General features: G+C 66.7%; 19 protein-coding genes and 1 pseudogene. 15 read left to right on the top strand and 5 right to left on the bottom strand.

Translation table 11 applies throughout. The features are described from left to right. Positions 1 to 6: 6 nt before the first annotated feature. Positions 7 to 831, bottom strand: a complete 825-nt coding sequence (locus EV674_RS05410; protein WP_119012988.1) for an undecaprenyl-diphosphate phosphatase — start codon at positions 829 to 831, stop codon at positions 7 to 9. A gap of 197 nt (positions 832 to 1,028) precedes the next feature. On the opposite strand from EV674_RS05410, the gene EV674_RS05405 reads away from it, so the two are divergent. From EV674_RS05405 to EV674_RS05395, 3 genes are read left to right on the top strand one after another with little or no spacing between them, the layout of a single operon-like run. Next, positions 1,029 to 1,577 (top strand): DUF6622 family protein, encoded by a 549-nt coding sequence (locus EV674_RS05405; protein WP_119012989.1) that lies wholly within the window; start codon positions 1,029 to 1,031, stop codon positions 1,575 to 1,577. Between the two features lie 40 nt (positions 1,578 to 1,617). Next, on the top strand, positions 1,618 to 2,670 hold the full coding sequence (locus EV674_RS05400; protein WP_119012990.1) for a sensor histidine kinase: 1,053 nt from the start codon (positions 1,618 to 1,620) through the stop codon (positions 2,668 to 2,670). Beyond that, positions 2,667 to 3,482, top strand: a complete 816-nt coding sequence (locus EV674_RS05395; RefSeq protein WP_119012991.1) for a LytR/AlgR family response regulator transcription factor — start codon at positions 2,667 to 2,669, stop codon at positions 3,480 to 3,482. The genes EV674_RS05400 and EV674_RS05395 overlap by 4 nt, the downstream gene beginning before the upstream one ends. Positions 3,483 to 3,533: 51 nt before the next feature. On the opposite strand, the gene EV674_RS05390 is transcribed toward EV674_RS05395, so the two are convergent. Next, positions 3,534 to 4,163, bottom strand: a complete 630-nt coding sequence (locus tag EV674_RS05390; RefSeq protein WP_119013019.1) for an ABC transporter ATP-binding protein — start codon at positions 4,161 to 4,163, stop codon at positions 3,534 to 3,536. Between the two features lie 102 nt (positions 4,164 to 4,265). On the opposite strand from EV674_RS05390, the gene EV674_RS05385 reads away from it, so the two are divergent. Both EV674_RS05385 and EV674_RS05380 read left to right on the top strand, forming a co-directional pair. After that, positions 4,266 to 4,649 carry a hypothetical protein gene (locus tag EV674_RS05385; protein WP_119012992.1) on the top strand — a complete coding sequence of 128 codons (384 nt, stop codon included), beginning with the start codon at positions 4,266 to 4,268 and terminating at the stop codon, positions 4,647 to 4,649. A 150-nt stretch (positions 4,650 to 4,799) separates the two neighbouring features. Then, a complete protein-coding gene (locus EV674_RS05380; protein WP_119012993.1) occupies positions 4,800 to 6,248 on the top strand; it encodes an ATPase domain-containing protein in 1,449 nt (482 codons plus the stop codon). A 151-nt stretch (positions 6,249 to 6,399) separates the two neighbouring features. Here the strand turns inward: EV674_RS05380 and EV674_RS05375 are convergent, their stop codons facing one another. The 3 genes from EV674_RS05375 to EV674_RS05365 form a co-directional block, all read right to left on the bottom strand. Then, complete coding sequence (locus EV674_RS05375; protein WP_119012994.1) at positions 6,400 to 14,712, bottom strand: GH36-type glycosyl hydrolase domain-containing protein; 8,313 nt, start codon at positions 14,710 to 14,712, stop codon at positions 6,400 to 6,402. 13 nt (positions 14,713 to 14,725) lie between these two features. Then, on the bottom strand, positions 14,726 to 14,932 hold the full coding sequence (locus EV674_RS05370) for a hypothetical protein (RefSeq protein WP_132750373.1): 207 nt from the start codon (positions 14,930 to 14,932) through the stop codon (positions 14,726 to 14,728). A 145-nt stretch (positions 14,933 to 15,077) separates the two neighbouring features. Then, positions 15,078 to 15,530 carry a hypothetical protein gene (locus EV674_RS05365; protein ID WP_119012995.1) on the bottom strand — a complete coding sequence of 151 codons (453 nt, stop codon included), beginning with the start codon at positions 15,528 to 15,530 and terminating at the stop codon, positions 15,078 to 15,080. Between the two features lie 218 nt (positions 15,531 to 15,748). Here EV674_RS05365 and EV674_RS05360 point away from each other — a divergent pair. The 10 genes and pseudogenes from EV674_RS05360 (at position 15,749) to EV674_RS05315 (ending at position 26,611) form a co-directional block, all read left to right on the top strand. Further along, positions 15,749 to 16,529, top strand: a pseudogene (locus EV674_RS05360) (Crp/Fnr family transcriptional regulator). Positions 16,530 to 16,591: 62 nt separating this feature from the next. Further along, on the top strand, positions 16,592 to 16,873 hold the full coding sequence (locus EV674_RS05355) for a DnaJ domain-containing protein (protein WP_119012996.1): 282 nt from the start codon (positions 16,592 to 16,594) through the stop codon (positions 16,871 to 16,873). After that, positions 16,870 to 17,427: a hypothetical protein gene (locus EV674_RS05350; RefSeq protein WP_119012997.1), complete on the top strand. Its 558-nt coding sequence runs from the start codon at positions 16,870 to 16,872 to the stop codon at positions 17,425 to 17,427. The genes EV674_RS05355 and EV674_RS05350 overlap by 4 nt, the downstream gene beginning before the upstream one ends. A gap of 13 nt (positions 17,428 to 17,440) precedes the next feature. After that, positions 17,441 to 18,184, top strand: a complete 744-nt coding sequence (locus EV674_RS05345) for a hypothetical protein (protein WP_119012998.1) — start codon at positions 17,441 to 17,443, stop codon at positions 18,182 to 18,184. A gap of 11 nt (positions 18,185 to 18,195) precedes the next feature. Continuing rightward, positions 18,196 to 19,485, top strand: a complete 1,290-nt coding sequence (locus tag EV674_RS05340; RefSeq protein WP_119012999.1) for a hypothetical protein — start codon at positions 18,196 to 18,198, stop codon at positions 19,483 to 19,485. Positions 19,486 to 19,503: 18 nt separating this feature from the next. Then, entirely contained in the window at positions 19,504 to 21,858 is a 2,355-nt protein-coding gene (locus EV674_RS05335; RefSeq protein WP_119013000.1) for a glycoside hydrolase family 9 protein, read from the top strand. A gap of 114 nt (positions 21,859 to 21,972) precedes the next feature. After that, on the top strand, positions 21,973 to 22,962 hold the full coding sequence (locus tag EV674_RS05330) for a TRAP transporter substrate-binding protein (protein ID WP_119013001.1): 990 nt from the start codon (positions 21,973 to 21,975) through the stop codon (positions 22,960 to 22,962). A 94-nt stretch (positions 22,963 to 23,056) separates the two neighbouring features. After that, a complete protein-coding gene (locus EV674_RS05325) occupies positions 23,057 to 23,572 on the top strand; it encodes a TRAP transporter small permease (RefSeq protein WP_119013002.1) in 516 nt (171 codons plus the stop codon). 21 nt (positions 23,573 to 23,593) lie between these two features. Further along, positions 23,594 to 24,877: a TRAP transporter large permease gene (locus tag EV674_RS05320; protein WP_119013003.1), complete on the top strand. Its 1,284-nt coding sequence runs from the start codon at positions 23,594 to 23,596 to the stop codon at positions 24,875 to 24,877. A gap of 9 nt (positions 24,878 to 24,886) precedes the next feature. Then, positions 24,887 to 26,611, top strand: a complete 1,725-nt coding sequence (locus tag EV674_RS05315; RefSeq protein ID WP_119013004.1) for an ABC transporter ATP-binding protein/permease — start codon at positions 24,887 to 24,889, stop codon at positions 26,609 to 26,611. The last annotated feature ends 15 nt before the right edge of the window (positions 26,612 to 26,626 follow it).

Below are 26,626 nucleotides of genomic sequence, written 5' to 3'. Positions count from 1 at the left end.
TGATTATTAACCCGACCATGCAATGGTGCCACTCCAGGCCGTCCACAGCACCACCACGCCAAAGACGATGCGGTACCAGGCAAAAGGCACAAAACTGTGCGAGCTGATGTAGCGCAGCAGCCAGCGCACGCACACCCAGGCGCTCAGGAACGAGAACACCAGCCCCACGGCAAACATGGGCAGATCGGCCAGTGACAACAGCGCCCGCTCTTTGTAGAGGCTGTACACCCCGGCGCCAATCAGCGTCGGGATGGCCAGGAAGAACGAAAAATCGGTCGCCGCCTTGCGCGACAGGCCCAGCAGCATGCCGCCGATGATGGTGGCGCCGCTGCGGCTGGTGCCAGGCACCATGGCCAGGCACTGCACCAGGCCCACTTTGAGCGCATCCAGCGCGGTCATGTCATCGACCGAATACACGCGCGTGGCCGTGGGCGGGCGCCGCTCGGCCCACAAGATGACCAAGCCGCCCAGGATGAAGGTGCTGGCCACCACCTCCGGGGTGAACAGATGCGCCTTGATGAGCTTGCCAAAAATCAGCGCCAGCACCACGGCGGGCAAAAAGCCGATGACCACATTCAGTGCAAAGCGCTGGGCCTGGCGCTGGTGGGGCAACTCGATCAGCGTGGCGCGGATCTTTTGCCAATACACCAGGATGACGGCAAAGATGGCGCCGGTCTGGATGGCAATGTCAAACACCTTGGCCTTGGCGTCGTCCATGCCCAGCAAAGCCCCCGCCAAAATCAGGTGCCCGGTGGATGAGATGGGCAAAAACTCGGTCAGTCCCTCGACCACGCCCATGATGGCGGCCTTGACCAGCAAAACAATGTCCACGCGCGTCTTTCCCCGTTGGCTGCGGCAAATAAAAGCGCGGATTATCCGCCCGCCCACCTCCGGTCACACCGCCACTGCGGCATTTCGCGCCACAGCACGGCATTGCGTCGCACAGCCATCGCCACTGCCGTCCTGCCCGGGCACAGTGGGCGCTGTTCAGGCGCTGCCTGCTTGTCTGCCCCCACCAGGAGTCCACCATGCTGCTCGATATCGCCCTGCACCAGCCGCACGTGCTGTTGTCCATCGTCCGTCGCACACCGCTTTGGGTTTGGGGCCTGCTGGTGTCCCTGTTGTGGCTGGGCCTGGGCCAGATGCTGCCGCGCCGTGCGGGGCTGCGCCGTGTTTTGTGGATGCCCGTGGCCATGGCCTTGTTTTCTGCCTACGGCCTGGCTTGGGCCTTCAGCGGCCGCTACGGTGTTGGCGCGGTGGCTGCCTGGCTGCTGGCTGCACTGGCGATGGCCACCACCAGCCTGCTCTGGCGGCCCCAACCACCCGCCAGTACGCACTACGACACGGCTGAAGGCCGCTTTCACTTGCCCGGCAGCAGTGTGCCGCTGGGGTTGATTCTGGGCATCTTCTTCACCAAGTACGTCGTGGGTGTGGAGCTGGCCCTGCAACCCCCACTGGCCCATGACAGCACCTTCACGCTGCAGGTGGCCACGCTCTACGGCGTGTTCAATGGCCTGTTGGCGGCGCGCGCTGCTCGCCTGTGGCAACTGGCCCGGCAGGCGTCTGCGCCGTGCTGACCCTGCCGCACAATGGCACTTCCCCCCCCCGCACACCGGTATGCAGCACTTCGACACCGCTCCTTTTCTGCGCCACGGCCTTGTTTCTGCCTTGCTGTGCTGCGCCATCGCCCTGGCACTGACTGTCTCTGGCCAGGGTGCCTGGGATGTGCAACTGGCGTACTCGCTGGGCATTGGCCTGGTGTCCTGGCTGGTAATTGATCTGGGCCGCGCCTGGCTCACGCGCGCCAGCCACGCGGCCTGGCCCCCTGGCTGGCGCGGGCTGCTGCTTGTCGCGGGAGGTATCAGCGCGGGGTATGTGCTGGGCTCGCTCATCGGCAAGGCCTACAGCGGCAGTGCCCAGTACCTGCCGCACCAGCAGGGCACGGTGTGGCCCCTGGCCATCACCATCGCAGCGGGCGGGGGCGTTTCATTCTTCTTCTACAGCCAAGGCCGTGCCCGCCACCTGCAAGCACGCATGGCCCAGACCCAGCGTGATGCCGCTGAGGCACGCCTGCAACTGCTGCAAGCGCAGCTCGAACCCCACATGCTGTTCAACACCCTGGCCACCTTGCGGGTGCTGGTGTCCACCGATCCGGCACGCGCCCACACCATGCTGGACCACCTGATCGCCTACCTGCGCGCCACGCTGGGCGCCTCGCGCGCCGTGCTGCACCCGCTGGCCGAGGAATTCGACCGCCTGCGCGACTACCTCGAACTCATGGCCGTGCGCATGGGCCCGCGCCTGACCTATCAGCTTGACTTGCCCGATGCCCTGCGCACGGTGCCCGTGCCTGCCTTGTTGTTGCAGCCGCTGCTGGAAAACGCCATCCGCCATGGGCTGGAGCCGCAGTTGGCAGGTGGCCATATCGCCGTGCAGGCCCGTACCGTTTCCGGCGCCACAGGCCCGTGTTTGCAGTTGCAGGTGGACGACACCGGAGTGGGCCTGAGCGCAGGCGCCCCGGGCACCGCCCACGGCTTTGGCCTGACCCAGGTGCGCGAGCGGCTGGCCACACTGTACGGCGCCCAGAGTGCTCTTGAATTGATAGCTGCTAGCGCAGGTGGCGTAAGCGCCAGAGTCACTTTTCCTTTGAAATCTGGCCCACCCGCATGACCCCGCCCCGCGCCCTGATCGCCGAAGACGAACCCTTGCTGGCCGACGCGCTGCGCCACGCCCTGGGCCAGGCATGGCCCGCGCTGGACATTGTGGCCACGGTGGGCGATGGCCTGTCTGCCGTGCGCCAGGCGCTGGCGCTGCGCCCCGAGGTGCTGTTCTTCGACATCCGCATGCCCGGCCAGAGCGGGCTGGATGCCGCCGCCGAGCTGGCCGATGCCTGGCCCTGCGCAGAAGCGCCTTTTCCGGCCCTGGTGTTCGTGACGGCCTACGACCAGTACGCCGTGCAGGCATTCGAGGCGCAGGCCATGGACTACCTGCTCAAGCCTGTGCAGCCGCAGCGGTTGCAAAAAACTGTACAAAAACTGCAATCAGCCCTTGCCAGCCGTGCGCCAGCAGCTATTGATTTGGAAGCAACCATGGCGCAGCTGCGCCAGTTGCTGGCGGCCACGGCCCAGGCCCCTGCGCGCGCTAGCGCCGCAGCGGTGCCGCTGACCATGGTGCAGGCCAGCAGCGGCGCACACATTCATTTGGTGGCCGTGCAGGACGTGCTGTACTTCGAGGCGGCAGACAAGTACGTGCGGGTGCTCACCGCCGAGCGCGAGTACCTGATCCGCACCCCGCTCAAAGAGCTTGCGGCGCAGCTCGACGCGCAAGCGTTCTGGCAGATACACCGCGGCACCCTGGTGCGTGCCAACGCCATCACCACGGTATCGCGCGACGAAGCGGGCCGGCTGCACGTCCATCTGCGGGGCAGACCCGAGAGCCTGGCGGTCAGCCGCCTGTATGCCCACCGCTTCAAGGCCATGTAGCGCCCCACGCTGCGGCCCGCTGACAACCGGCCAGTGGGAAGGGCCGGTCGGTCAACCGGGCAATGCAATCACCTCGTCCCACGGCACGGCTTCCAGCACCTCGTAGTGCGCTACCACCAGGGCGCGACCCGGCTGGCGGGCGGCGTCGCCCAGGGCGTGTTGCAGGTACCGCACCGAGGGGCGATCCAGCCCGGCGACGGGCTCGTCCAGCAGCGTCAGCGGCGCGCCCGAGGCCAGCGCCGCCGCCATCAGCACCTTGCGTTTGCTGCCCACCGACAACTGGTGCAGCGCCTTGCCCAGGTGCGGCGCCAGCGCAAAGCCCTCGATGTGCGCGGCCAGGGCGGCATCGCTCCAGCCGCTGTACTGGGGGCGCAGGGTCTCGAACCAGGTCTGTGGTGCCAGGGCATCGAGCGCATCCGAGCGCGGGTCTTGCCAAAACACCTGGCGCTGGTAGGCCTGCGGGGCCTGTGCCCAAGACACCCCCGCCAGCACCAGCGTGCCCGCATCGGCAGCCACCGCCCCGGCCAGCAGGCGCAGCAGCGTGGTTTTGCCGCTGCCCTCGCCGCCCAGCACCAGCGTGGCGCCCGCGCCCACATCCACCGACCAGTCCTGAAAAACCGTGTGCTGCGGATAGCCAAAGCACAAGCCCTCTGCCCGCAACAGCGGCGCTGCGTTGTCCATGAAAACTCCTTGTGTGGTGTTGAAAAAATCATGCCCCGGCACCAGCGCAGGGGCTTTGCCGGACAATGCGCGCCCCGCCATCCACCTTTGCTGACCAGCCCTATGCGACATGACCTGCGTTACCTCGATTTTGACTACAGCGAAGACGGCGAAGGCACCGGCACCTGGGATGCGCTGGCCTCGGTCACGCCCGCGCACTGGAGCGCCCTGCGCGCCGAGCTGCTGCTGGTGCTGGACTGGGCGCACCAGCGCTTTGGGGGCCAGCGCGGCCCCATCGAAGAAGGCGGCGATTGGGATTACGACCTGCAAACCCTGCAAGAAGGTGACTGCGCGCTGCACCTGCACTACGAGCCCTGCGAGGGATCGGCGGGCCAGCTCCATGCGCACAGCACCGCGCAGCCGCCCGAGCGCTACACGGTGAGCCTCTCGCTCAGTGGCGGCGCGGCGTTTGGGGCCGCTTTGCGCTCGCAGTTCGGGCTCGACTGACGCGCCGCGCGCTCTGGCGGTGCCTGTGTGGGCCATCGCACAGACCGGGCGCGGCAAACAGCGCACTGTGGGCGCCTTCTGGTCTTTTGGAGCCCCTGCCATGTACCCACCACGCCACGCCGCACTGCCCACCGGACACAGGCGGCTGCCATGAGCACCGGCACCAACCGCCTGCCGTGCCTCGATACCGGGGTGGCCGGACTGAACGCGGTGCTGGGCGGGGGCCTGCCTGAGCTGTCTTTCAACCTCATTGCGGGCCCGCCGGGCTGCGGCAAAACCACGCTGGCGCACCAGATGATGTTTGCCATGGCCACCCCCGAACGCCGCGCCCTGTACTTCACGGTGCTGGGCGAGCCGCCGCTGAAGATGCTGCGCTACCAGCAGCAGTTTGACTTTTTCGACCTGGACCAGCTCAACCGCTCCATCCGCTTTGTCAGCCTGGCCGAGGAGGCCGCAGGCGGTGATCTGAACCGGGTGCTCGATCACATCGTGGCCGAAGTGCAGGCCCACGAACCGGCGCTGGTTTTCGTGGACTCGTTTCACTCCGTGGTTCAGACGCCGCCGCATGGCGAGCCCGCACCCATGGGCACGCAGCATTTCGTCCAGAAACTGGGCGTGCTGATGGGCAGCTGCCAGGCCACGACGTTCCTGATCGGTGAATACTTCAGTGAATCAGAGTCCAACCCGGTCTTTACCGTGGCCGACGGGCTGATCTGGCTGCGCCAGTGCGTGCAGGGCAACTCGGTGGTGCGCAAGATGGAAATCATGAAAATGCGCGGCCAGGCCACCCTGCCGGGCCTGCACACGTTTCGCATCAACAGCACGGGCGTGCAGGTGTTTGCCCCGTCGCCGCACCAAAACCCCAGCCCGCCCCTTCCTGCGCAGGCGCGCAGCGACCGGGTGACCATGGGCGTCCCCGGTCTGGACGCCATGATGGGCGGTGGCCTGCCCCGGGGCTACTCGCTGCTGGTGGCGGGGCCGTCGGGCTCGGGCAAAAGCATTCTGGCCTCGGCCTTCCTGGCCGAAGGTGTGCGCCAGGGCGAAACCGGCGTCATCGCCGCTTTTGAGCAACGCCCCCACCGCTGGCGCGACACGGTGCTGACAGCGCTGATCGATAGCGGCCAGGTGGGCGTGGTGGACACCCGGGTGGATATGTTGTCGGTGGACGAAATCGCGCAGCTGCTCATCACCGAAATCCACCACCTGCGCGCCAGCCGGGTGGTGATCGATTCGCTCTCTGGTTTTGAGCTGGCGCTGGCACCCACGTTCCGCGACGATTTTCGGGGGGCGCTGTCGCGCATGATGGCCGCGCTGGCCAGCACCGGTGTCACGGTGCTGATGACCTCGGAGCTGGAAGACCGCTACAACGACCTGCGCTTCAGCCCGTATGGCGCCGCCTTTCTGACCGACGCCATCATCGTGCAGCGCTATGTCGAACTCGACAGCCGTTTGCAGCGCGTGATGGCCGTGGTCAAGGTGCGCCAGAGCAGCCACTCCAACGCCCTGCACCTGTTCCACATCGACGCGCAGGGCCTGCAAATCGGCGCCCTGGTGCCCGACCGAGAAGGGCTGCTGGGCGGCCAGCCCTCGCGCCGCTGAGATGCACCACCGGGCCACGGCCCCGGCGGAAGCACCGCAGCAGGCATATTTTTTATGCGTCAAATATGCCTCCAGTGCTTGCTGGTATTGCGCAATCAGCTACCAAATCAATAGCAATTATCTGCGCCAAGGCCCGCTTGCGCAGGCCCTCTCAAGCGCTGGCTGGCGGGTTATGGGGGGGCGCTTGCAGCACCACATGGGAGCTGGCGTCACCGGCCTCTGGCAACACCAGCCACTGGCCCGCCTGCAGCCGCTGGGCGCCTTGCGCCAGGGCCTGCTCCAGCTCGGTCGTGGCCTGGGCATTGCAAACGATGAAGCGGTGGGTGCGCCCGTTGCGGCGCAGCGTCAGTGTGGCCATCGGCCAGTGCGATGGCAGGCCCGGCACGATGCAGACGCTGCCTGCGCGCACGCGCAGGCCGCAAATGGATTCGATGGCGGCGCGGTGCATCCACGCCGCCGCACCGGTGTACCAGCTCCAGCCGCCGCGCCCCACGTAAGGCGCGTGGGTATAGACGTCAGCGGCCATCACATAAGGCTCCAGCCCGTAGGCCGGGCTTTGCTGGGGATCGGCCCAGCGGTGTGCCGGACTGAGCTGCGCAAAGGTGCGAAAGGCCCCGTCGGCATCGCCCAACTGGGCCTGGGCCATCAGCTTCCAGACCCCTGCGTGCGCGTACTGGCCGCCGTTCTCGCGCACGCCGGGCGGGTAGGCCTGGATGTAGCCCGCATGGGGCACGGACTGCTGCAGCGGCGGCTCCAGCAGGCGGTTGAGGCCGTGGGCATCATCCACCAGCCAGCGCGCCACCGAGGCCATGGCCATTTGCTGGCGCTCGGGCGGGGCGACGCCCGAGAGCACGCTCCAGGCCTGCGCGATCAGGTCGATGCGGCACTCCAGGGCGCTGTGGGTGCCCAGGGCCGTGCCATCGTCGAAAAAAGCGCGCTTGAACCATTGCCCGTCCCATGCCGGGCCTTGCAGCGCGGCGCGCCAGCCCTGGGCGGCGCTGTGCCAGCGGGCCACGCGCTGGTTGTCGCCGCGCGCCTGCGCCAGGGGAGAAAAGTCTTCCACCAGGCGGCACAGGAACCAGCCCAGCCAGACCGACTCGCCCCGCCCCTGGTCGCCCACATGGTTCATGCCGTCGTTCCAGTCGCCGCTGCCCATCAGTGGCAGGCCGTGCAGGCCCACGGCCAGGCTGTGGTCGATGGCGCGGGCGCAGTGCTCGTACACGCTGGCCTCGTGCGCGCTGACCTGGGGTTCGTAGTAGGCATCCTGGGCGCCAGCGGGCAGGGGTGGGCCGTCCAGAAAAGGCACGGATTCTTCCAGCAGCGCAGCGTCGCCACTGACTTGCACGTAGTGCGCGGCAGCGTAGGGGAGCCAGAGCAAATCGTCGCTGCAACGGGTGCGCACCCCGGCACCGCCGGGCGGGTGCCACCAGTGCTGCACATCGCCTTCCACAAACTGGCGCGAGGCGGCCAGCCGCAGTTGCTGGCGCAGCAGCTGGGGCGCCGTCACGGCCAGGGCCATGGCGTCCTGGAGCTGGTCGCGGAACCCGAAGGCACCACCCGCCTGGTAAAAGCCCGCCCGCGCCCACAGCCGGCACGCCACCGTCTGGTACAGCAGCCAGTGGTTGGTCAGGGCATTGAACAGCGGGTCGGGCGTGTCCACGACCACGGCGTCCAGCAGCGCCGCCCAGCGCTGGCGCACCATTGCCTCGCGCGCCAGAACACCTTGCTCCAGGCACACACCGGCCAGCGCCAGCGCGCCCGCCCGGGTGGGGGCGTGCCCCAGCACAAAGACGCAGCCGTGGATCTGGCCCGGCTGTAGCGTGGTCGAGGTGCTGGCCGCTGCGCAGGGGTCCAGCCCCGGGCCAGCGCGTGCCCCCAGGCGGTCAGGAAAAACGCGCTGGCCGCGCGCATCAAACAGCTCGCGCCGGTCGCATGTCCAGTCGCGCAGCCGGGCGCCAGCGGGGCCGTCGCTGTGCAAAACCAGAAAGGCGGTGCTGCCGCCCCAGCCACCGTGGGCATCGCATTGGGTGGCCAGCAGCACGTCGGTGGGTGCGCTGGCGCTGCCGGGCAGGCGCTGCATCGCTGTGTCCACCGATTGGCGGTCGGTGCGCTGCGCGCCCAGCAGCCACTCCAGCGTGCCGATGGTGCGCAAATGCACCACCCGTGGCCCCAGGTTGCACAGCACGATGCGCACCTGCTTGAGCGACTGCACCGCATCCACACACCAGGTGGCGCTGATCTCCACGCCCCCGCGCCGGTGGCGAATGGTGGTGGTGCCGCGACCATGCTCAACGCCGTACTCGGTCTCGGCGCAGCCTGCGCCAGCGCCCAGGTTCCAGACCTCGTGGGTGTGCAGGTCTTGCACATAAAAGTTCTCGCCGCCGGGATCGGCCACGGGGTCGTTGGACCAGGCGGTGAGCTGTTGCAGGCGGCTGTTGCCCGCCCAGCTGTAGCCCGCACCCGCCTCGGAGATGTGCGCGCCAAAGTCGGGGTTGGCCAGCACGTTGATCCAAGGCCGGGAGGGGCGCCGCGTGGCCGATACCGAGAAGCGAAAGCTGCCACTGGCGCTGTCGAACTGGCCCTCGGGGGGCTGTTCGGCCACAGCATCCACCCACGGCGCCAGGCCAGCGCCGCTCTTGCCCGTGCGTTCGGCCAGGCTGGCGTCGTGCCACTGCACCAGTTCTGCCACATGGTGCGACAGGGGCCTGCCGTCGGCGCTCAAGCGTACGCGCGCCAACCGGCGCAACGTGGCCTGCTCCAGCGGCGCCAGATCACCCAGGTGCAGCACCTGCAAGCCGCAGGTGCGCGCTGGCACTGCCGCCGCCACGTCGGCGGTGTAGCTATCGCGCTGCGCCAGCAATTGCATTTGCACGGGCATCAGGTAAGACCAGGGCTCGGCATTGAGGATGACCACGTCGCACGCCAGCGCACCCCACGTCCACAGCCGCAGCCCCTGGGTCAGGGCGTGAACCAGCCGCACACCGTGCAGGGCCGCGATATCGACCACGATCAGGGGCCGCTCGCCTGAGAGGCCAAAGCGCCACAGGGTGCGCCGGTCGCATGACAGCTCGCAGGTGGCCGTGCCAGTGGGCGCTTCGGGGCGGGAATGCAGCAGGGCCAGCACGGTGCTCAGGGTTTGCAGGGCCTGGCGCTCTTCGCCGGGCAGGGCCCAGTCGCGCTGCCGTGCCTGGGCAAAGGTGGCCGACATCAGCGTGGAGCGCTCGATGACCGAGGGCTGGCGGTAGCGGTCGACCAGCGTTTCCAGCGCCGCCCGTTGGGTTGCGGCGGCGGTGGCAAACGTGGTCTGAACGCTGGCGTGGGCGGGCACCGTGATCTGTATGTACAGCGATGCCACCGGATCGAGCCCTGTGTGCGCCTGCGCTGCGCCCGGCTGCGCCGCTCCGTGGTGCGCCCGGGGGTGGGCGGCATCGCGGTTGCGCCCCAGCCAGGCGGCCCGGTCGGCTTGTGCCCGCACCCGCACCAGCGGCTGGTTGGTATGGGCAATGAAATGCACGGCGTGCACAGCGTCCTGGCCATCCACATGGGGTTTGCGCACCAAGTACAGCGCCTGGTCGGCGCCATCCCAGTCTGCGCTGACAAACAGGTTGGCGAACGCCGGGTGGGCCTCATCGGTACGGCTGCCCAGAAGAGACACCTCCCACATCGACACCACATCGACGGTCATCGTTTGCGCCGAGGTGTTGTGCAGCTCCACGCGGCGCAGCTCGATGTCGTCTTCGGGGCTGACCCAGACGGTGCAGCAGGTGTGCAGATCGCTCCAGCGGGCGCTCAGGCAGGCGTGGTCGCTGTGGAACGACGCCTGGTAATGCGCCTGCGCATCGGGCGCGGGATGCTGCGTCAGGGACACGGGGGCAGCACGGCCACTGGCGGTGTGGCGGCGCAGGTAGAAGAAAGTGCCATACGCATCGCGCAGCGCATCGTCGCGCCAGCGGGAGACGTCAGCCCCGGCAAAGCGGCTCCAGCCCGCGCCGTTGGCCCGCAGCGCCACGCTGTAGCGGCCATTGGACATGAGCAGCGTGGGCTGCAAGGCGCTCTGGCCGGGCACGATGTCGCGCACCGCAGGCGCAGGCGCCAAGGCCGGTTGGCGGATGCAGTGCGGTATGGGCTCCGGCGCTGGCAGTCTGGAGACTTCGCGTGGTACGCGCTCTTGCAGCAGTGGCGCCACCGCTTCCCAGCGTGCATCCGCCATCGTCCAGCGCCGAGGCGCTCCATCGAGCAGCACGTTCGCCAGCGCCACCAGGGCCATGCCCTGGTGGTGCGACATGAAGGCATGGACGGGGGTGCAGGCGCTGCCTGCGGTCTGGCGCTCGGGGGTGAAGTCCAGCGCTTCAATGAAGCCCATATCGGCACGCGCTTGCAATTGCTCCAGCCGACGCAGGTTGGCCACGGCGGCACCCGGCGCAAACATGGCGGCCAGAAGGGTGGCGTAGGGCGCCACCACCAGTTCGTCGGGGGGAGTGCGCCGCAGCGCCAGGCGCGCTACGCCCTGGGGTGCGTATTGGTAGGCCAAAGTGTGGTCGGTGGCGGCGTAGGCCGATTCAGACAGCCCCCAGGGCACACAACGCTCGTGGCCAAAGCGCTGCTGCGCGTGTATGGCGGCATGGGCAGCGCTGGCCAGCGCGCTGCCAGCGGGTTCATCGAGCACCAGCGCAGGCATCAGGTACTCGAACATGGAGCCCGACCAGGAGCGCAGGCCCGCCTGGCGGCCCGCCGCATAGAACGGACGCCCCAGCGCAATCCAGTGGGCGACTGGCACATCGCCCTTGGCAATGGCCCACAGGCTGGCCAGGCGGGACTCGGAGGCCAGCAGGTCGTAAAAGCCCTTGTCCAATTGCTGCTCGTCCACCTGGTAGCCGATGTGCAACAGCCGCCTGCATGGGTCGTAGAGGAAGCCGAACTCGGGCGCCTCGGCGAGTCGGCGGCACTGCACAGCCAATAAATGCAGGCGCTGCGCCTGTGCGGCGTCGCAGGTGGGGGGGCCTGCGTCGGCTGCTTCGGTGCAAGCGCCCGCCAGCGCCAGCAGGTGGCCACACAGGTTGCCGCTGTCCACGCTGGAGACGTAGGCCGGTGGCAAAGGCGCCAGGGTGGCGGTGTCATACCAGTTCAGAAAATGCCCCCGGTGGCGCTGCAAGGTGGCCAGGGTGGCCAGGGTGGCCTCGCAGCGTTGCAGCAACTCAGCCGTGCTGATCCACCCGAAGTGCCGCGCGCAGGCCACCGACAGCAGGTACAGGCCGATGTTGGTGGGCGATGTGCGCTGCGCCACCATCATGTGCGGCACGGTCTGCACGTTGTCGGGTGGCAGGTGGTGGCTTGGTGCGCCCACGTGGCGCTCGAACAGGCGCCAGGTGTCGCGCGCCACGCCCTGCAAATAGGCACGGTCTGCCACGCTGGGCGCACTGGTGCAGGCTGTTTTCCAGGGCCGACTGCCCGCCCATATCCACAGCGCAGCGCCCGCCCACAGCAGGCACACCGCTGTGGCCAGCAGTGGCCATGGCGTGCCAACCCACCACAGCCCGCTCCAGAGCGCCAGTGCAGCCAGGGCCACGGGGGCGTGCCGCCGCGCCAGTCCCTGCAATGTGTGCTGCACGCTGGCCTGCGCACTGGCGGCGGTGGTCCAGCGCAGCAACCCCCGGCGGCTGATGGTGGTGCGCCACAGGGCCGTGGCGATGGCGTGGGCCAACAGCAGGCCCTGTTGCAACAAGGTGGCCAGGTTCCAGCACGCGCTGCCCAGAGCCCGGGCCACATCGGCCAGGGCCAGCCTGAAAAACCGCCCCAGTGCCACGTCGTCATGGGACGGCGCCAGCCCGGCCACGGCGCCCAGCAGGGGGCCGGCGGCAAAAGCAGCGGCCACCAAAGCCAGTGCCCCCCAGGGCGATACCGCCCCACTGGCCAGACTGGCCCACAACAACAGCACCGACATCGGCGCCACCAGGGAGCGGCGCAGGTTGTCCAGCATCTTCCAGCCGTGGATGGTGCGCAGGCCAAAGCGGCGCCATTGCAGCAGCACCGGCCAGAGCTGCCAGTCGCCGCGCGTCCAGCGGTGTACGCGCGAGGAGGCCACGTCGGCGTGCAGCGGCGCATCCTCCATCAGGGTGATGTCGCTGACACCACCGCAGCGCGCCACCGAACCTTCCAGCAAGTCGTGGCTGAGGATCTGGCCCGTCGGCAATCTGCCCGACAGCACTGCGTGGACTGCGGCCACGTGCAGCAGGCCTTTGCCAGAAAAAGTGCCCTCGCCAAACACATCCTGGTACACCTCGGATGTGGCGGCGCTGTACGGGTCTACACCGCATTGCCCGGCAAACAGCCAGTGAAAAGGGGTTGCGGCCTGCGGTGCAGGCAGCGGTGTGGTCAGGCGCGGCTGCAAGATGCCGTGGCCCGCCACCACGCGGCGCCGGGCCGTATCAACGCGCGGCTGGTTGAGCGGGTGCGCGGCCACCCCCACCAAGGCGCGCAAGGCACCAGGGGGCAGGCCGGTGTCGCTGTCGAGCGTGACCACGTAAGGCGTTGTCCGTGTCAGGCGCGAGCACGCCCCCAAATCCATGAACGGCCAGGCCGTATCGGCGGCCAGCACCTGCACCAATTGCTCCAGCTTGCCACGCTTGCGCTCCCAGCCCATCCAGCATTGCTCGCTGTCCGACCAGCGGCGTTCGCGGTGCAGCAGCAAAAACCGCCGCCCCAGCGCCAGCGGGGCAGCGCTGTGGCGCAGCTCCAGGGCCTCCAGGGCCGCTTGCGCGGTTTGCAGCAGCGCCGCATCGCCCGGGGTGTGCGGCGTACTGGCGTCGGCAAAATCACTGAGCAAGGCAAACTGCGCCTGCGGCTCCCGGTTGGCCAGGTAGTGCAGTTCCAGCTGGCGCACCAGCGCCTGCACACCAGCGCCATCGCCCAGCATGCAGGGGATGACCACCAGCACGCGATGCTCTAAAGGGATGCCCTCTGCCAGCGCCAGACGGGGCAGGCGTTGTGGTGGCAGCGACTCGCTGATCAGGCGGTTGACCACGGCCATCACCGCTTCGCTGGCGGGCCAAAAAGCCAGCAAGGCCCACGCCAGCCACATGCCCTCCGAACCCTGCAAGCCAGACTGCTGCGCCAGAAACCAGGCCGTCAAACCCAGACTGCCCAGAACCACCGTGCCCATATACGCCGACAGGGCCCAAGGCTGCCATTGCACCCGCCAGGGCCACTGCATTGCACGCCCCAACCCCAGTGCCCGGTGCAGTGCCGGTGCCCCGGGGCCCTGGAGCCAATACCCGGGCGCTTCCTGGGGCGATGCGGCCACAGGCTGCGCTGGCGCTTCTGTCGCAAGGGGCGGCGGTGCGGGGGGAGATTGCATCAGCGCCAGCAGGGCATCGGCCACTGCCAGTTCGCTGTGGCCGCTGCGCCGGGCCAGGCGCTCGATGGCGTGCAGGCTTGCATCTTGGGTGTCCTCGCGCTCCGCCTGGAACAGGGGCGAGGCGCCCATGCGGCGCACCAGCACGCTGGTGCCCGCAATCAGCTGACGCCAGTCGGTGTCGGCCAAACGGCGCAGCGAGGTGATGGCATTGCGCACGCTCAGGTCATCGGCGGCCTGTTCGGCCTGCTGTTGCACCTGCGCGCTGGCGGGCTCGGGGCACAGCGCTGCAACTGCCTGGCGCACTGCGTCCAGTGTGCTGTCGGACACACCGGGTGCAGGCGTGCCGGTATCGGTGCGCAGCCGTTGAAGGATCTGCAACGCAAAAATGCGGCCCACGCCCCGCAAACGCATCACCTCCATCACGGCCTGCACATCGGTGATGGGAGAGCGGCTGCTGGCACACAGCCCGTCGCACCACTGATTGGCCCACGCATAAGCAGCCTGGGCCGTGGCCAGGCGCTCGGACAGGCGGCGCAGGTTTTCAATCAGCACCACGCGCAAGGTGGTGGGCAAGGCCCACAGCTCGCCCAGGGTGAGTTCGCGCGTCTCCTGGTATGCGTTCAGGAAATGGGCCAGCAAAGACGCGTCAAAGGCGCTATCGGTGTGGGCCACAAACGCCCACGCCACGCCGTACACGCGCGGCAATCCTTCCAGGTGCGCCTCTACCAGCACTGGCAAATCGCGAAAGTAGCGCCGGGGCAAACCGTCGTGGATTTCTTTGACCTGCGCCATCACGACGCTGAAGTTGTCCATCAGCCAATCGCCTGCCGGGCTGACATGGTGGCCCGCACTTTCCTGCAAGGCGATGTAGGCGTGCGCCTCGCGCAGAACGCGGATGTTGTCTTGCAAGCGTGGAAAAAACGGCGCTGCACGGGCATTGACCCGGGCCGGGTGCGCCTGCCCCAGGCTGCGCCCGTGCTGGGCAAAGCGCGTGGCGCCGAAGATCTCTGCCCGGATGGGCGTCTCCACAGCGCCGCGCGCAGGCTCCAGAAGGGCCAGCGCCTCGGAACCCACAGAGGGCACCCAGCGCAGCTGGGGCGATTTTTTCACGCTGGCATGGCGCTCAAAGCGGCCACCCCGCGCTGACCCAGCCCAGCACGGTTACCAGCACCATGCTGGTGACAAACCGTTGGCCCCAAAATCCGTGGAGCACTTCGGCAACGCACCCTATGCGGTGCCGCAGTCCTCCGGACTGCACACACTGGCGCAGGTGCTCGGGCAACTGCGCCGGACTGACTACAGACAAAGATGGCGGCGACTGGATGGACATGGCAACTCCTTGGGCTGTGGCAAAGGTGGCAGGATTGCGCACTGCTTTGATGCTAGGAGCAGCTGCTTGTGGCGCCTGTCGGACAAGGTGCCGGGTCGGTGAACGCCTGTACGGGCAGTAACCAACCGTAGGCCCGTGCCTGTGCTCACCATGAAGCACTCGCGTTCGGGGTGTGGCGGTGCAGGTAAGCGTAGGTAATTGCATCGGCCAGACTGTCACAGTGAAAAGCGCCATAGGCGTACATCCCTGCCTCAAAGACGATGCCCAGTGCTGCCATGCACTGCCTGTCCAGCGCACCCGGTGGCGCAGCCGGTACGGACTCCATCGCCTCCGGTACTTGCGCCAGCGCGGTGCCTGCCACCTGGAACTGTGCTGGCGGTTGCAATGCCGCGACCAGTTGCGCATGGCGACCCCGGGCCAGTCCATCGGCCCACCGCACACGCACTGGGGCAGGCGCATAGCCCACCCCCGGGCGGGCCCAGGCAGACTGCGCCAAGGCAGCGGGCGGCATATAAACCGGTGCTTTCCCGGCCAGGATGGCGTCCTGTGGCACAGGCACGCGCCGACAGGGTTTTGGGTGTTCAAACAGTGTGTACATAGCAACCTCTCCGGGATACAAAACCGACGAATTGGCGAGCCGAGACAACGGCCCCCCACCGCAGCAAGATAGGTGCCCAGCCCCGGGCCGTCTGTACGCCAGGTCACATTGCCAGCACACAACGGCGCAGGCCACACCTATACTCATTGCGGTGATTCGCCACAGACGACGGTCACCGTCCCCGTGGTTCCACAGGGCCGACTGCACCGGAGACTCGCATGGCCCCTCCCTCTGACCCGCGCACCAATCGCCTGCTGGCGGCATTGCCCCCCCCCTATTTGGAAACGCTGGCTGGCGCAGTTGGAGCGCATCCCCATGCCCTTGGAAACCGTGCTGTACGAATCGGGGGCCAAGCTGCGCCATGTGTACTTTCCCACCACGTCCATCGTCTCTTTGCTCTATGTGATGGAGAACGGCGCTTCCACAGAAATCGCCGTGGTTGGCTATGAGGGCATCGTCGGCATCTCGTTGTTCATGGGGGGCGATTCCACCCCCAACCGTGCGGTGGTGCAAAGCGCTGGCGAGGGCTACCGGTTGCCCGCGCCAGTGATGATGCAAGAGTTCAACCGCGCTGGCCCCGCCATGCACCTGCTGCTGCGCTACACCCAGGCGCTGATCACGCAGATGTCGCAAACGGCCGTGTGCAACCGCCACCACTCCCTGGACCAGCAGCTGTGCCGCTGGTTGCTGCTGAGCCTGGACAGGCTGCCCAGCAACGAGCTGGTGATGACGCAAGAGCTGATTGCCAACATGCTGGGCGTGCGCCGCGAAGGCGTGACCGAGGCGGCCGGGCGCCTGCAAAAGGCCGGGCTCATCCACTACCGGCGCGGCCACATCACGGTGCTCGATCGCCCCGGGCTGGAACTGCGCACCTGCGAGTGCTATGGCGTGGTCAAGCGCGAGTACGACCGCCTGCTCGGGCCCGACCCAGCGCACGCAGCCAACCCAATTCCATGGCGCTACACGGGCGCTGCACCCCACCGCGAAATATCGGGATAATTCGGGCTCCAGCGCCCGCTGCAAAAGCGCTGCAAGCTATCATTTTTATACTCCACCATCCCATGACAGACCACTACGCCGCCCTCGGTCTGGGCAGCGATGCGTCGCTGGCAGACATCAAAAAAGCCTTCCGCCAGAAGGCCTCGCTGCACCACCCCGACAAAAACGACGCTGCCGACGCCGCCGAGCGCTTTCGGGCCGCGCAGCAAGCCTACGAGGTGCTGTCCGACCCCGTACAGCGCCAGGCCTACGACGACAACCGCCGCCGCAACCTGCTGGACGATCCGCTGGAGACAGCGCAGCAAATCTGGCAGTCCTATTTCAAAAACATTCTTCCGCCATGAACCTGTCCCCTTTTTTCCGCAACCTGCGCTCGGCTTACCAGGCCGAACTCGATGACCTGACCCAAGACTCCGAGGGCAAAAACGTGCTGCGCAAACGCCTGGCCGACAAGCGCAAGGAAATCGGTTTTCTGGCGCAGATGATCGAGCTGAGCCCCGAAATGGTGGCTGTGGTGTTCCACCAGGGCTTTCGTTTCACCACGCCTGCCGCGCTGGACAAGCTGGTGGGCTTGCAGCCCAATGCCTTCCCCGACTGGGCTGCGCTCAGTGGCGCCGTCACCCTGGAGCCCTGGGCGCACAGCCTGGCTGAAGTGGTGCTGCGCGAGCCTGGCGGCAACCGCTTCATGGCAGTAGCCGCGGGCCTGGAATATCTGCAACACCACCCGCGCATGGCCCAGGCGCACCACGCTGAAACCGACGATGCCCCTGAAGAAGATGGCGATGACGACGCCACCCCGCTGAGCGCCGACGACGACACCGGCCCGCAAAACGACCACACCCGCGAAGAGGCGGGCGCCGACTGGCTGGCCGACCAAGGCTTTGACCGCAAAGACTAAAGAGACCTGCCCCATGAGCCACCTTGCCCTCATCACCAAAACCCAAAGCCTGATTGCCGCTGGCGACATCGTGGGCGCCGAATACGCGCTGGCCGAGCTGGCCGACACCGAAGGCGACCACGCCCTGATGGAAGTGCTGGAGCAGCTGCCGCCCAAAGACATCCTGGCCGTCATCCGCGAGTACGACGACTCGAAAAACTCGGTGGTCAACCTGCTGGTCACGCCCGAGCAGTTTGCCCGTGCCCTGGTGCTGGAGAAACAGTACAAAGACCTCACCCACAGCCACCTGCGCGGCATGGTCAACGCCATCATCTTCCGCAGCGATGCCCAGCCGCTGGAGTTTCTGGAGGCCATTGGCAACATCGAAGGCGGCAGCGAAGCCCTGGCCAACTACTTTGCCGAAAAATGGAGCCGCATCGAGGCCTTTGCCCGCACCGGCCACTTTGACACCTTCGAGGACGATGGCGCCATGCTCAGCGACGAGGAGCTGCGCGCCTCGGCTCACGTGCGAGCACACATCACGCAGGAAGAAGTGGCCGACAGCGACTGGATGGAGCTGGCCTGGCTGCTGCGCTACGAATGCCGCGACCTGTTCATTGAAATGCTGCTGGTGCTGCGTGCCAAGGCCCGCGCCCATGACCTGGGGCTGGACGAAGAAGATCTGCCCGAAGATGACGGCAAGGTCGAGACCAGCGACACCGACCGCGGCAAGGCCACACCGGCCGCCCGCGATTCGGACGAGGAATCGGCCATTTGAGGGGCGCCGCCATGTCCACACCCTCTTTGGTTTCTGCCACGGCGCTGTCGCTGCACGACGCGCGACCGCTGTTTGAGAAAGCCCTGGCCTATGGCGTCCAGCACGGCATCATCGGCGCCGACAAGCTGCGCGCCATCAATACCGAGGCACCCAAGGGCATGGTGCAGATTGCCCGCTACTTTGGCAGCGAGCACCTGCGCCCCGAACTCGAAAAAGCCCGCGATCGCATCGTCAATCTGGTCAGCCTGTACCTGCAAGAGACCACGGGCGGCGACCTGGCCGCAGCGGCGCAGGCACTGCGCGACCACAGCCTGCTGTCGCGCTCCAAGGGCGGCTCGGAGCTGTTGAAAAAGCTCATCGCCATGCCGCAAAACAGCCACTTCGGCATGCACGAGCGCGAGGGCTTCACGGACGAGCACATACCGCAGCTGGCCAAGTGGTCGCTCAAAAGCCACGCGGAGTACCGTGCCGAACTGGCCCAGCGTTTGCCCGTGCAGCACACCATCGAGGCCGCGCTGTGGCTGGCCGAGCGCTTCGGTCTGGGCGCCGACGACCTGGAAGAAGCAGGCACCGATGCCGAGGCCGTCATCCGCACCGCCCTGCTGCTGCACAGCCTGGCGCCCAAGGCGCAGGAGTGGCCTGATACGGTGGCGTTTGACGCCTTGGTGGGCAAGCTGCGCACCCACACCGGGGCGCTGGCGCTGCCCTTGCCCGCGCAATTCCCCGCCGGACTGCGCGATGCCGTAGCGCCCGTGCGCGCCAGCGTACTGGCCGACCTGCCGCGCCTGCGCGATGCCAGCCAGAATCTGCACGCCCTGCTGCGCACCCCGGCCTTCAGCGGCCACTACTTCTGGCTGGAAGACCCGCTGGCCGAAATCGACCACTACCACCACAGCCTGGATGACGCGGAACACCACGGTCACAGCACTGCAACGCCCCCGGGCAGCGGCAGCAAGACTTGGCAGCGCGTCACCCAGGGCCAGCGCGATGAGCACGCCCTGCTCACGCTGTTTTTGTACCTGGCGGTGGGCGCGCCCAAGCGCTATGTGCCTGCCGACAAAACCGTGCTGACCGAGAAGGCCGTGCTGGCCTTGCTGCGCTCCATCCAGCAGCGCGGCCTGCACCCTGAGCAGGCCACAGCCTTCATCCGCCAGCACGCGCCCGCTGCCCACCAAGAGGCCTACTGCACCCTGTGGCAACACTTTGTGCAGGAGTCGCGCCAGACACTGTGCGGCGACCACTACGGCCAGCGCCAGGAAGCCCTGGCCCTGCTGCGCCGGGAGTGCCATGTGCTGGGTTGACAGCCGGAGTACCTTGATATGCCCACTTTCCAGATGCCCGCTGCCCTTGGCTCCTCACTGACCCTGGCAGCGTGCTGGTGTGCTCTCTCGGGGGCAGCGCTGGCGGCGCCCGTCACGCTCTCGCCCTTCATCAAGCTGGACCAGTTCGGCTATCTGCCGGGCATGCGCAAAGTGGCCGTGATTGCAGACCCGCAGGCGGGGGCCAATGCCAGCCAGCGCCTGCCGCCGGGCACGGGCACAGCGCCGTACCAGGTGCGCCGCTGGGCAGATGATGTGGTGGTGTTCAGCGGCCCCGTGCAGCTCTGGAACGGCGGCGCCACCCACGCCCAGTCGGGCGACCGGGGCTGGAGCTTCGATTTTTCCGGGTTGCAGGCCAGTGGGTCGTACTACCTCTACGACCCGGTTCAGCGGGTGGGTTCCGGGCGCTTCGAGATCAGCGAGCAGGTATATGCCCCGGTGCTGCGCCACGCCATGCGCACCTATTTTTACCAGCGCCTGGGCCACGCCAAGGTGCCACCCTACGCCGATCCCCGCTGGACAGACGCCAGCAGCTACGACGGTGCAGGCCAGGATCGCTTTGCCCGCAGCCGCTGGGCCAAAAACGACGCGGCCACGGCCCGCGACCTGCATGGCGGCTGGATGGACGCGGGCGACACCAACAAATACACCACGCTGGCACAAAGCGCCGTGCTGCAACTGCTGGACGCCTACCGCTTTCATCCGCAGGCGTTTGGGGACGACTTCGGCATTCCTGAATCGGGCAATGGCGTCAGCGACCTGCTCGATGAAGTGCGCTGGGAGCTGGATTTTCTCCAGCGCATGCAGGACGCCACCGGCACCCACGGGTTGCTGCTCAAGGTGGGCACCGACAACCACAACGGCACCTCGCCCCCCAGTGCCGACACCCGTGCGCGCTACTACCTGCCGGAATGCACCAGCGCCACGCTGGCGGGCAGTGCCATGTTTGCCGCTGCCGGGGTGGTGTACCAAAGCGTGCCATCGCAACGGGCCTATGGCAGTGCCCTGACCGCCCGCGCCGAGGCTGCCTGGGCGCGTGCCCAGCACACCACGGCCGATTTTTCGGCCTTCGAAACCGCCTGTGATGATGGCGACATCAAAGCCGGCGACGCCGATGTGGACGCTGCCGGACAGCGCCAGAGCGCGCTGCTGGCCGCCATTTACCTCTATGAAGCCACGGGCAAATCCACCTACCGGGATTTTGTGGAGAGCCAGTACACCCGCATTGCCCCGACCAGCAGCACCTGGTGGGGGCCTTACAACCAACCCGTGCAGGTGGCGCTGCTGCGCTATGCCAGCATGGGCGGTGTCAGCGACAGCGTGGCCCAGGCAATCCGCGCCCAGAAGGCGGGCCAGAACAGCGTCATGTCTGTCCAGGACGACCAGGCTGGCACCGACCTCTACCGCGCCCACGTGCCTGATGCCCAGTACCACTGGGGGCACAACGCTGTGCGCGCCAACGTGGGCAATCTGAACCTGGACTTTCCCGGTTTTGGTATCCACAGCGACAACGCGGCGCAGTACCGTGCCATTGCCCACCAGCACCTGCACTGGCTGCACGGTGCCAACCCGCTGGGCCTGGTGATGTTGTCCAACATGTCGGGCGCGGGCGCAGAAAAGTCGTTGCAAGAGATTTACCACACCTGGTTCGACCACGGCACGGTCTGGGACAACGCCCAGACCTCGCCCAGCGGCCCGCCGCCGGGTTACGTCAGCGGTGGCCCCCACCGCAGCTACACCGGCACCGTGGCGGGCATCAACAACCAGCCGCTGCAAAAAGCCTACAAAGACTGGAACACGGGCTGGCCCGAAAATTCCTGGGAGCTGACCGAGCCGGCCATCTACACCCAGGCGGCCTACGTCCAGTTGCTGGCGCGCAGCACACTGCCGGTAGTGGCCGCGCAGCAACCACCGCCCAGTGCGGGCCCCGGCCTGGTGCTGTATGACGATGCCTTGGCCAGCGACTGGGAAGACTGGTCGTGGGGCGCACAGCCGGACTTTGCCCACACTGCCACCGTCAAGGTCGGGCGTTATGCGGCCCGTGTGGACTTCAAACCGTGGGGTGGGCTGTCGCTGCGCCATGCCAGCGGCATGGCGGCCACGCCAGCCACCCGCCTGGATTTTTGGGCGTATGCCGCCCAGGCCACCGAGCTGCGCGTCAGCGTGCAGGCGCAAGACGGTGCGGCCAGCGCTGCCCCCGGCACCCGGGTGACACTGCCCGCCCAGCAATGGACGAACGTGGTGCTCTCCGGAGAGCAACTGGGCCAACCGGCGCTGTTCAAACGCATCAACATCCAGCTCAACCACGCCAACGGGCGCACGGTGTATTTCGACCAGATCCAGATCACGCCCTGAAACCGTTGCCAGCGGCGCGGCAACACGCGCGCCTGCTCCCTCGCACACCGGCTACCGCTACTTACAATGGCGCCTCTTTTTTCAGCATTGCCGCTTTTACCCAAGGACGACCCCATGACCACTTTCCGCCGCACCTTCGTTGCCAGCTGCATCACCGCCGTGCTGGTCGCATCGACCGGTGCCGCCCTCGCGCAGCAACCGCGCGAGGTCAAGATCGGCTACGCACTGGCCGTCAACTCGCACTATGGTGCTGGCGCACAGGCCTGGGCCGACTCGGTCGAAAAAGCCACCAACAACGCCTTCAAGTTCAAGCAGTTTCCTTCCAGCGCGCTGGGCGGCGAGCGCGAGCTGATCGAGGGCCTGCAACTGGGCACCGTGGAGGCCGTGATTGTCTCGACCGGCGCACTGAGCAACTTTGTGCCTGACGTGGGCGTGGTGGACATCCCTTTCCTGTTCCGCGACACGCAGCACGCCCGCAACGTGCTCGATGGCCAGTTCGGCCAGGACTTGCTGACCAAGTTCAAAACCCGTGGCCTGATTGCGCTGGCCTGGGGTGAGCAAGGCTTTCGCCACCTGAGCAACAACAAGCGCGCCGTGACCAAGCCCGACGACCTCAAGGGCCTGAAAATCCGCGTGACCGAGAACCCCGTCCACATCACGGCCTTCCGCACCCTGGGCGCGTCGCCCACGCCCATGTCGTGGCCCGAAGTGATCGGTGCGCTGCAACAAGGCACGATCGATGGCCAGGAAAACCCCGTGTCGGTGTTTGTCTCGGCCAAGCTGTGGCAGGTGCAAAAGCACCTCACGCTGACATCGCACGTCTATGCGCCCATGGCGCTGATCGTCTCGCCCGCCTTCTTTGGCAGCCTGACCGATGCGCAAAAAACCGCGTTCATCCAGGGCGCCAAAGCAGGCGCACTGGCTTCGCGCCAGTTCGTTGATGCGGTGGAGAAAAAAGCCGTGGACGAGATCAAGTCCCATGGCGTGCAGGTCGTCACCAACGTGGACAAGGCCGTATTCCAGGCCGCAATTGCCCCAGCCTACAAGCAGTACGCCACCAAGTTTGGCCAGAAGACCCTGGACCAGATCACGCAAACCAAGTAAGCACCCTCGCTGCACTGGCACGCACCGCCCGGCACTGTCCGGGCGTTCCTTTTGGCCTTTTGACTGTGGCGCCTGTACGGCGCCTGCCCCATTTATGTTGAACCGCGTCGAGCGCATTCTGGTGGCCGCCAACCGCTGGATGCTGATCCTGTTGCTGCTGGCCATGTCCTGCATCGTTTTTGCCAACGTGGTGCTGCGCTACACCACGGGCGACTCCATCGTCTGGGCCGAAGAGGTGGCGCGCCACCTGATGGTCTGGGTCACTTTTCTGGGCGCTGGCATGGTGCTGCGCTTTGGTGGCCATGTGGCCATCGACAACCTGCACGGCGCGCTGGGCACCCGGGGGGCGCGGGTGGTGCGCGCCATAGTGGCCGCAGGCATCGCGGTGTTTTGCCTGGTGATGACGTACTTTTCCATCCTCTACGTCTGGGCCACGCGCTTTCAAACCACCGCCGCCACCGACATCCCCATGGCCTGGATTTATGCCGCCATGCCAGCGGGCTTCATGCTGATGTTCGTCCACCTTTTATTCGTTGTGCGCAGCTACATCCTGGAGGGCCGCTTTGCCGAGTCGCCCGAGATGGATGCCCAGGCAGCGGCATCGCTCTGACACCGCAGGCAGTACCACACCATGACACTGACTCTTTTCATTGCCGCCATCGTGCTGATGGCGCTGGGTTTTCCTGTGGCGTTTGCGCTGGCCATGTCGGCGGCGCTGGCGGTTTTTGTGGGCGGGCGCTACCCGCAGCTGGTGGTTTTCAAGGAGATGTTTACCGGCATCGACAGCTTTCCGCTGATGGCTGTGCCGTTCTTCATCCTGGCGGCTGAGCTGATGTCGGGCGGCGCCCTGACGGCGGTGCTGCTGCGCTTTGCGGCGCAATTTGTGGGTCACCTGCGCGGTGGCCTGGGCTATGCCAACGTGCTGTCGCTGACGCTGTTCTCCGGTATCTCGGGTTCGGCGCTGGCCGACGCTGCGGGCCCCGGCTCCATGATGGTCAAGATGATGGACAAGGCCGGTTACTCGCGTGCCTATGCCGCCGCGCTGACCTCCAGCACCGCCATCGTCGGGCCCATCATTCCGCCGTCCATCAGCATGATCATTTATGCCATGCAGGACGAGCAGGTGTCGGTGGGCGGGCTGTTCATTGCCGGTTTTGTGCCGGGCCTGCTGATTGCCCTGGCCATGGCCTTCGTCAACTGGCGCGTCTGCAAAAAGCGCGACTACCGCTCGACCGAGCCGCGCCCCTCGGCGCGCGAGATGCTGGTCAACAGCGTCAAGGCCATTCCGGCGCTGATGCTGATCGTGCTGATTCTGGTGGGCATCCGTTTTGGCATCTTCACACCCACCGAGGCGTCGGTGGTGGCGGTCTTTTATGCGCTGGCATGCGGCAAGTGGGTGTACCGCACGCTGGAGTGGAAGGCGCTGCCCGACATCATCTCCCGCTCGGCGCTGCTGACGGCCTCGGTGCTGCTGGTCATGGCCACCTCGGCAGCCTTTGCCTGGGTGCTGACAGTGGAGGGCGTGCCCCAGCAACTGTCGCAAACCATCGTCAGCTGGAACCTCTCGCCCGTGGCCTTTCTGATCGCGGTGAACCTGCTGCTGCTGGTGTTTGGCATCTTCATGGAGCCGCTGCCGGGCGTGATGATTCTGGTGCCCATCCTGGCGCCGATTGCCTCGGCGCTGGGCATTGACCCGACGCACTTTGCCATGGTGGTGATCGTCAACCTGACGCTGGGCATGATCACTCCGCCTGTGGGCGGCCTGCTGTTTGTGACGGCGGTGTCCACCCGGGTGTCGATGGCCGCCCTCACGCGCGAACTGCCGCCATTTTTGGTGGCGCACTTTGTGGTGCTGGCGCTGCTAACCTTTGTGCCCGCCATCTCCACCTGGCTGCCGCACACGCTGGGTTTTTAGAAAGCTGCCATGACCGCCGACGCTGCCACCGGTTTCAATACCCGCCTGTGGCGGCGCTTTGTGCAGATAGCGCTGCCCTACTGGCAGTCGCCCGAGCGCTGGCGCTCGCGTGGCTTGCTGGCGCTGCTGATAGTGCTGCTGCTGGGGCAGACGGCCTTCAACGTGTGGTTCAACCACGAGACTGGTGAATTCACCTCGGCCCTGGCAGCGCGCGATGCCGACCGCTTTTGGGCGTCCATCCTGCGCTACACGCTGATTTTGCTGGCCGCCGTACCGATTTACGCCCTGTACTACTACGTGCGCGACACGCTGGGGCTGCGCTGGCGGCGTTGGCTGACGCAGCACTTTCTGGAGCGCTACTTCCACCAGCGCGCCTATTACCGGCTCAACGCCATGGCCGGCATAGACAACCCCGATCAGCGCATTGCCGAAGACATCAACAGCTTCACGCAGCAATCGCTGTATTTTTCGATGATCGTGTTGGGGGCGGTCATCCAGCTGATGGCGTTTGCCAGCGTGCTGTGGGCCATCTCGCCAGGGCTGGTGTATTTTTTGCTGGGCTACGCCGTGTTCAGCACGGTGTTCACGGCCACGGTGTTTGGCCGGCCACTGATCGGGTTGAACTACCGCCAGCTGCAGCGCGAGGCCGATTTCCGTTTCAACCTGGTGCGCGTGCGTGAGCACGCCGAGCCCATCGCCTTTCACCACGGCGAAATGCGCGAAATGTCTGCGCTACAGCGTATTTTTGCCGCGCTGTACGCCAACTACCAGCAGGTGCTGCGCTGGCAATTCAAGCTCAACCTGTTCCAGTACACGCACAGCTTTCTGACCATCGTGCTGCCCAGCGTGATCATTGCCAACCAGGTGCTCAGCGGCGCGCTCGAAGTGGGCAGTGCCATCCAGGCCGCTGGCGCCTTTGCCGCCATCTTGAGCGCGCTGACGGTGATCGTCGAGCACTTTGAGGGCCTGAGCCGCTTTTCTGCTGGCGTCGATCGGCTCCATGCGTTTGCCCAGGCGCTGGATTCCCAGGCCGAGCTGGATGCGCCCGAGCAGCCGCCCGCCACGCACATCCGCACCGTGCACGGTTTTGAATTGAGCCTGGTGGGGCTGACCGTGTTCACCCCCAACCGCGAACACCTGCTGGCGCGAGACGTCACGCTCACCGTGCACCCGGGGGCCGGGCTGGTCATCGTCGGGCCCAGCGGCGCGGGCAAAAGCTCGCTCTTGCGGGTGCTGGCGGGCCTGTGGAATACCGGCACCGGCGACATCGTGCGCCCCGCCGAGCCCGATATGCTGTTTCTGCCGCAAACGCCGTACCTGCCGCTGGGCGACCTGCGCTGCCAACTGCTCTACCCGAACACCGAACGCGAGATTTCAGATGAAGAGCTGGCCCAGTGGCTGGAGCGGGTCAACTTGCCCACGCTGGCCGCGCGTTTTGGTGGCCTGGGTGCCACGCTGGACTGGGCCAAGGTGCTGTCGGTGGGCGAGCAGCAGCGCCTGGCGTTTGCCCGCGCCCTGCTGGCCAAGCCGCGCTACCTGCTGCTGGACGAATCCACCAGCGCCCTGGACGCCGCCAATGAAGAACGCCTGTACAGCCAGTTGGCGGGCTTGTCGATCACCCCCATCAGCATCAGCCACCGCGCCACCGTGCTGGCCTACCACCAGCAGGTGCTGGAGCTGCCCGGCGATGGCCGTTGGAGCTTGCACCCGGCGCGCGGCTACCGCTGGCCCTGAGCGGCCAGGGCGTGG

The sequence above is a fragment of the Simplicispira metamorpha genome, from assembly GCF_004341365.1.
Taxonomy (GTDB): domain Bacteria; phylum Pseudomonadota; class Gammaproteobacteria; order Burkholderiales; family Burkholderiaceae_C; genus Simplicispira; species Simplicispira metamorpha.
The sequence above is the reverse complement of the archived record's forward strand: the minus strand, read 5'-3'. Positions and strand labels throughout refer to the sequence as shown.

What these genes read in the sequence shown, in the direction of transcription:
- EV674_RS05405 (WP_119012989.1), top strand. Translation starts at nt 1,029, where the DNA reads ATGCTGCTCGATATCGCCCTGCACCAGCCGCACGTGCTGTTGTCCATC.
- EV674_RS05400 (WP_119012990.1), top strand. Translation starts at nt 1,618, where the DNA reads ATGCAGCACTTCGACACCGCTCCTTTTCTGCGCCACGGCCTTGTTTCT.
- EV674_RS05395 (WP_119012991.1), top strand. Translation starts at nt 2,667, where the DNA reads ATGACCCCGCCCCGCGCCCTGATCGCCGAAGACGAACCCTTGCTGGCC.
- EV674_RS05390 (WP_119013019.1), bottom strand. Translation starts at nt 4,163, where the DNA reads ATGGACAACGCAGCGCCGCTGTTGCGGGCAGAGGGCTTGTGCTTTGGC.
- EV674_RS05385 (WP_119012992.1), top strand. Translation starts at nt 4,266, where the DNA reads ATGCGACATGACCTGCGTTACCTCGATTTTGACTACAGCGAAGACGGC.
- EV674_RS05380 (WP_119012993.1), top strand. Translation starts at nt 4,800, where the DNA reads ATGAGCACCGGCACCAACCGCCTGCCGTGCCTCGATACCGGGGTGGCC.
- EV674_RS05370 (WP_132750373.1), bottom strand. Translation starts at nt 14,932, where the DNA reads ATGTCCATCCAGTCGCCGCCATCTTTGTCTGTAGTCAGTCCGGCGCAG.
- EV674_RS05365 (WP_119012995.1), bottom strand. Translation starts at nt 15,530, where the DNA reads ATGTACACACTGTTTGAACACCCAAAACCCTGTCGGCGCGTGCCTGTG.
- EV674_RS05355 (WP_119012996.1), top strand. Translation starts at nt 16,592, where the DNA reads ATGACAGACCACTACGCCGCCCTCGGTCTGGGCAGCGATGCGTCGCTG.
- EV674_RS05350 (WP_119012997.1), top strand. Translation starts at nt 16,870, where the DNA reads ATGAACCTGTCCCCTTTTTTCCGCAACCTGCGCTCGGCTTACCAGGCC.
- EV674_RS05345 (WP_119012998.1), top strand. Translation starts at nt 17,441, where the DNA reads ATGAGCCACCTTGCCCTCATCACCAAAACCCAAAGCCTGATTGCCGCT.
- EV674_RS05340 (WP_119012999.1), top strand. Translation starts at nt 18,196, where the DNA reads ATGTCCACACCCTCTTTGGTTTCTGCCACGGCGCTGTCGCTGCACGAC.
- EV674_RS05335 (WP_119013000.1), top strand. Translation starts at nt 19,504, where the DNA reads ATGCCCACTTTCCAGATGCCCGCTGCCCTTGGCTCCTCACTGACCCTG.
- EV674_RS05330 (WP_119013001.1), top strand. Translation starts at nt 21,973, where the DNA reads ATGACCACTTTCCGCCGCACCTTCGTTGCCAGCTGCATCACCGCCGTG.
- EV674_RS05325 (WP_119013002.1), top strand. Translation starts at nt 23,057, where the DNA reads ATGTTGAACCGCGTCGAGCGCATTCTGGTGGCCGCCAACCGCTGGATG.
- EV674_RS05320 (WP_119013003.1), top strand. Translation starts at nt 23,594, where the DNA reads ATGACACTGACTCTTTTCATTGCCGCCATCGTGCTGATGGCGCTGGGT.
- EV674_RS05315 (WP_119013004.1), top strand. Translation starts at nt 24,887, where the DNA reads ATGACCGCCGACGCTGCCACCGGTTTCAATACCCGCCTGTGGCGGCGC.